This is a genomic window from Saccharothrix hoggarensis, assembly GCF_042678885.1.
GTDB classification, from domain to species: Bacteria; Actinomycetota; Actinomycetes; order Mycobacteriales; family Pseudonocardiaceae; genus Actinosynnema; species Actinosynnema hoggarensis.
The window spans coordinates 1-4,740 of the sequence record NZ_JBHTLK010000349.1 but is presented as its reverse complement, the minus strand read 5'-3'; the positions used below and the strand labels follow the sequence as shown (position 1 = coordinate 4,740).

2 protein-coding genes and 1 pseudogene are annotated in these 4,740 nt (G+C 76.9%); all 3 read left to right on the top strand.

The window, feature by feature from the left end:
* Positions 1-2,566, top strand: a pseudogene (locus ACFQ3T_RS34380) (hypothetical protein); the annotation flags it as partial.
* On the top strand, positions 2,563-3,711 hold the full coding sequence (locus ACFQ3T_RS34375; protein WP_380729951.1) for an ATP-binding protein: 1,149 nt from the start codon (positions 2,563-2,565) through the stop codon (positions 3,709-3,711). The pseudogene ACFQ3T_RS34380 and the gene ACFQ3T_RS34375, both read left to right, overlap by 4 nt.
* A partial coding sequence (locus tag ACFQ3T_RS34370; RefSeq protein WP_380729949.1) for a DUF5682 family protein occupies positions 3,692-4,740 on the top strand: 1,049 nt, incomplete at its 3' end. The genes ACFQ3T_RS34375 and ACFQ3T_RS34370, both read left to right, overlap by 20 nt.

Below are 4,740 nucleotides of genomic sequence, written 5' to 3'. Positions count from 1 at the left end.
CGCCGCCGACGGCCTGCACGGCTGGCGCGTGCGCGTCGAAGCCGACGGCTCGTGGACCGGCGAGGGCGTCGACGGCCGCCGGGTCCGGCTGCCCAAGGGCTCGAAGCGACCGAGCGGCGTGCTGCGGCTGCCCGGCGGCGCGGAGCTGACCGTCACCGGCGCGCGCGACTCGCTGGAGCTGCTCGACGCGGACGGCGTGACCGTGGCGTCCCTGAAGAGCGGGGCGCACCACCCGCCGTACGCGGCGGGCACCCCGTTCCTGCCGCCGCTCGACTGGTGGCACGTGCTCCGCCCGCGGAACGAGGCCGGGTCCGCCGCCCTGCGCGCCGTCACCCGCGAGGGCGTGGACGCGATGCTCGCCGCCGCCCTGGCCGAGCAGCGGGAGGAGCGGACGGTGCGGGAACGCCTCGCCGCACTCGTCCGCGGCGAGCGCGACGGCGTGCTGCTCCGGGCCGTCACCACCGCCCTGCCCGGCCTGACCGACCCCGCGCTGATCATCGGCGTGGTCGACGTCGTCCGCCGCGCCGCCGACCTGCACCGCTCCTACCGCGACTACGCCGCGATCGCCGAGGCCGCCCGCCTGGCCGAACCCGTCGCCGCGCCCACCGGGCCCGCGATCACCGACGACCAGGTCGCCGCCGCCCTCGGCTGGTTCGGCGGCTACCGCTCCCGCGGCAACGACGGCTCGCGCCGCACCACGCTGCCCGAGCTGATCGCCGCCCTCGGTGAGACGGCGCGGCAGCCGAAGCCGGAAGGCCGGGCGCTGCCCGACTCGGGCGTGCCCGACTGGTTCCACGCCCTGCCGCACCTGGCCGCGCTGGCGCACCGCGCCGCGTCCCCGCTCACCCCGGACGACCAGCGGGCCGTGCTGGTGCTCGTGCTGCGGTCCGTCGTGGACGCCGGGCTCGCGGACGGCGACGGGCGGTGGCGCACGGTCGCCGTGATCGTGCCGGACAAGGAGGCGAACCCGAAGGGCCGGGTCGTGCCGGTGCGCGACGGGTTCCTGGCCCTGTTCGACCACCGGTGGCGCAACGAACCCGGCACGCGGTTCGAGGGCGTCCAGTTCAGCCGCACGCCCGGCGCGTTCGACCTGCCGAAGACCTGGCGGGTCGCCCGCGCCGAGGAGGTCGTCACGCCGTTCGACGGCGAGTGGATCACCCGGTTCCTCGACGTGCTGGCCGAACGCGGCCCCGCGCCGTGGGTCCCCGAGGCCGTGCCCGCGCTGGTGGAGCGCACCGGACTGGGCACCGCCGAGGCGACGTTGCTGCTGGCCGGCATGCCCGGCGTGCTGCACTGGGCCGCGAACTTCCTGGAGACCGCCGACCGGAAGCTGCTCGGCCTGTCCGCGGCGGCGGCCAAGGCCGCCAAGGAACGGCTCAAGGGCCTGGGCGCGGGCTACTGCCGGCGCATCCTGGCCGCCGCCGTGCCCGTCGACCCCGTCGACCTGTGGACGCGCGGCCCGGACGTGGACGCCGTCGCCGAGGTGTGGACCGCCGCGCACGGGCAGCGGTCGCCGGTGCCGGACGACGTGCTCGTCGACGCGGCGAAGCTGCTGCCGATCCGCGACACGGTCGAGCACGTCACCGGCGTGGTCAACCCCGACCGCACGCCGTGGCTCACCACGGACCAGGACGCGGCGTTCAGCGGCACGAGGCTGGAAGCGCGCCACCCCGAGGGGTTCGGGTACGAGGCGCTGCGGGCCGTGCCGCAGGTGCTGCTGTGGCTGGCGCACCGGCTCCCGGTCGGCTCACCGCTGCGGGCCCGGCTGCCGGAGGCGTTGGCGCAGGCCCGGCAACGGGTCGCGCACCCCGGCTTCACCCTGGGGCTGGGCTCGTGGGTGCCGCTCGGACCGCTTCGCGCGCAGCTCGGCGTCGACGTGCCCGCCGACGGCGGCGTCCAGCGGTACCGCGACTGGCTGGAGATCGTGCGGCTGAGCGACGAGTACTGCCGCGTGGTGGTGCGCCCCGGCCTCGTCGGGCCGGCCGACCGGGACCAGCTGGTCGCCGTCGCGCAGCTCGGCGGCGGGCGGGAGGCGCTGAGGATGCTCGACCTGCTCGCGGACGACCGGCTCACCGCCGTGTGCGGGGTGCCGGCGCCCGAGGGCGTCGACCCGGCGGCCTACCACCAGGACCCGACGGTGTCCGTGCCCGCGCTCGTCACCGAGGTGGCGGAGCGGTTCGACCTGACCGGGGACGCGGCGGCGCTGTACCTGCAGCTGCTGGCCCTGCCCGACCCCACGGACGCGAACGTCGCCCGGTGGACGGGGTGGAAGCCCGCCCGGCTGCGGCAGGCCCGCACCGCGCTCGCCGCGACCGACCTCGTGCTCACCGCGAAACGCGCGCGGGCCGGCCGGTCGCTGTTCCTGCCCGGCGGGTGGCTCGCCCTGTCGTCGCCGCACCTGCCGCTGGAGACGTGGAAGGCCCCGATGTTCGAGTACACCAGCGGGCGGCCCGGCGCGATCGTGCCGCTGGAACCCGTCGCCGACCTGTTCGGCCGCGCCTGGCGGCGCGTGCTCGACGGTGACGCCCCCGCCTACGAAGAGCTGATGACCGGAGGACGCAGGTGACCGCTCCCAGGCAGGTCGAGCCGGCCGAGGACGCCTACCGCGAGGAGCTGGCGTTCCTCGCGGCCTACGACGGCGGCCCCCGCCCACCGGGGTGGCGGCTCACCCCGCGGGCCGTGGTGACGTTCGTGATGGGCAGCGGCGGCGACGCGTTGCCGCTGCCCAAGGGCGCCGTGGCGGCCGGCGTGCCGTCACGGCTCGCGATCAGCCCCAAGTTCGTCGGCGAGCGGGCCCTCGTCGAACGCGCCGTGGTGACCCTCGCGGGCGAGCGCGGGCTGCTGCTGGTCGGCGAGCCCGGCACGGCCAAGTCGATGCTGTCCGAACTGCTGGCCGCCGCCGTGTCAGGCAGCAGCCAGCTCGTCGTGCAGGGCACCGCGGGCACCACCGAGGACCAGCTGCGCTACGGCTGGAACTACGCGATGCTGCTGGCGGAAGGCCCGTCGCCGCGCGCCCTGGTGCCCTCGCCGGTGCTCACCGCGATGCGCGGCGGCGGCGTGGTGCGGGTCGAAGAGGTCACCCGCTGCCTGCCCGAGGTGCAGGACGCGCTGGTGTCGATCCTGTCCGACCGGCGCATCGCCGTGCCCGAGCTGTCCGGCACGGACGGCGCGACCGTGCACGCCGCGCCCGGCTTCACCGTGATCGCCACCGCGAACTTGCGCGACCGGGGCGTGTCGGAGATGTCGGCGGCGTTGAAGCGGCGGTTCAACTTCGAGGCCGTCGGACCCATCGGCGACCTGGCCGCGGAGACGGAGCTGGTGCGGCGGCAGGCGAAGGCCGCCCTGGCCCGCGTCAGCGCGCCGTTCGCGGTGGACGACGTGGTGCTGGAGGTGCTCGTCACCGCGTTCCGGGACCTGCGCAACGGGGTCTCGGAGGAGGGGTGGGCGGTCGAGCGGCCGTCCACCGTGATGAGCACGGCGGAAGCGGTGTCGGTGGCGACCTCGCTCGGGCTCGCCGACGCGTACTTCCCCGGCGACCGCGACCCGTTGTCGCTGCTGCCCGGCCACCTGCTCGGCGTGGTGCGCAAGGACGACCCGGGCGACGCGGCCCGGCTGCTCGGCTACTGGGACGGCGCGGTGCGGCGGCGGGCCGAGTCCGGCGCGCGCACCTGGCGACGGCTGTGGGAACTCCGTGACGTCCTCGACGCCTGACCTGGTCGCCGGCCCGGCCGACGAGGCGTTCTCCGCGCCCGACCTGGTCGACCGGCTCGCCGCGCGCGAGGTGCCGCACCTGATCGGGGTGCGGCACCACTCGCCCGCGCTCGCGGCCGCGATGCCCGCGCTGCTGGAGGCGTTCGCGCCCGAGGTGCTGCTGGTCGAACTGCCCGAGGAGCTGGGGGAGTGGCTGCCGTTCCTGGCCGACCCCCAACTCGTCGCGCCGGTGGCGCTGTCCGGCGTCTCCCCGGGCGGTGAGACGGCGTTCTACCCGTTCGCGGACTTCTCGCCCGAGCTGGCCGCGATCCGGTGGGCGCACCGCAACGGCGTGGAGGTCCGGCCGTGCGACCTGCCGATCGCCGTGCGCGGCGGCGGGCGGGAGGGCGGCGGGCGCGGCGCGTCGCCGTTGACCGACGTGTTGCGCCGGGCCACGACCGGACGTGACGGCGACGACCTGTGGGACCGGCTGGTGGAGGCCGCCGCGCCGGGGCAGACCGCCGAGGCGGTGCGCCGGGCCGCGCTGCTGGTCGGCTGGGCGTTGCGCCGGGACGCGGAAGGCATCGGCGTCGACCCGTTCGACCTGCGCCGGGAGGCGTGGATGCGGCGGGTCGTGCGGGACGTCGCCGGACGGCGCTGCGCGGCGGTCGTCGGGTCGTTCCACGCGGCGGCGTTGGTGGACGGCGAGGCGTCGCCGGACGGCGAGGTGGACCGCTCGCCGACGCCGGGGGCGGGCGTCGTCACGTCGTTGGTGCCGTACGGGTTCGCGCTGCTGGACGAGCGTTCCGGCTACCCGGCGGGCATCCGCGACCCCGAGTGGCAGCAGGCCGTGCTGGAGGCGGCGGGCGATCCGGCCGCGGTGGAGGCCGCGGCCGCGTCGGTGATCGTGCGGATCTGCGCCCGCGTCCGGGAACTCGGGCACCCGGCCGGGCCCGGCGAGGCGCGGGAGGCGTTGCGGCTGGCCGTCGACCTGTCCCGGCTGCGCGGCCTGCCCGCACCCGGACGCGGCGAGGTGGTCGAGGCGGAGAT